The following is a 1,153-nucleotide window of genomic DNA, read 5'->3' as shown; positions in this document are numbered from 1 at the left end:
CCGGTTGGCGGCGGCGTTGGCGCCGGAGGTCGACGAGGTCCTCACCCGCCATCCCCTGCGGGAACTGGTCACCTCCTGCGAACCGCTGCCGCTGCTGGTGGAACGCGAACGCGCCCTGTTCGGCTCCTGGTACGAGTTCTTCCCCCGTTCCGAGGGCACCCCCGAGCAGCCCCACGGCACCTTCCGCACCGCCACCCGCCGCCTCCCGGCGATCGCCGCCATGGGCTTCGACGTCGTCTACCTCCCCCCCATCCACCCCATCGGCACCACCCACCGCAAAGGCCGCAACAACACCCTCTCCCCCACCCCCGACGACGTCGGCGTCCCCTGGGCCATCGGCTCCCCCGAAGGCGGCCACGACGCGATCCACCCCGACCTGGGCACCCTGGAGGACTTCGACCACTTCGTCGCCGAAGCACGCGCCCTGGGCCTGGAGATCGCACTCGACTTCGCCCTGCAGTGCTCCCCCGACCACCCCTGGGTCCACAAACACCCCGAGTGGTTCCACCACCGCCCCGACGGCACCATCGCCCACGCCGAGAACCCGCCCAAGAAGTACCAGGACATCTACCCCATCGCCTTCGACGCCGACATGCCCGGCCTGATCGCCGAGACCACCCGCGTCCTGCGCCACTGGATGGACCACGGGGTACGCGTCTTCCGCGTCGACAACCCCCACACCAAACCGGTGGTCTTCTGGGAACAGGTCATCGCCGACATCAACGCCACCGACCCGGACGTCATCTTCCTGGCCGAGGCCTTCACCCGCCCGGCGATGATGCACACCCTGGCCGCCGCCGGCTTCCAGCAGTCCTACACCTACTTCACCTGGCGCAACAGCAAGGAAGAACTCACCGAGTACGCCACCGAACTCGCCGGCGAGGCCGCGAGCTACATGCGGCCCAACTTCTTCGTCAACACCCCCGACATCCTCCACGCCTTCCTCCAGCAAGGAGGACGCCCCGCCTTCGAACTCCGCGCCGTCCTCGCCGCCACCCTCTCCCCCACCTGGGGCGTGTACTCGGGCTACGAACTGTGTGAGAACACCCCCCTCAAGCCCGGCAGCGAGGAATACCTCGACTCCGAGAAGTACCAACTCCGCCCACGCGACTGGGACGCCGCCGAACGCGACGGCCACACCATCGCCCCCCTG

1 protein-coding gene is annotated in these 1,153 nt (G+C 68.9%); it reads left to right on the top strand.

The window, feature by feature from the left end:
• A partial coding sequence (locus ACFY9I_RS42585; protein ID WP_391012934.1) for an alpha-amylase family glycosyl hydrolase occupies positions 1 to 1,153 on the top strand: 1,153 nt, incomplete at both ends.

The sequence above is a fragment of the Streptomyces sp. NPDC012510 genome, from assembly GCF_042955065.1.
In the GTDB taxonomy this organism is placed as follows: domain Bacteria; phylum Actinomycetota; class Actinomycetes; order Streptomycetales; family Streptomycetaceae; genus Streptomyces.
Note: the sequence above shows the minus strand (reverse complement) of the source record. Positions and strands in the feature narration are given on the sequence as shown.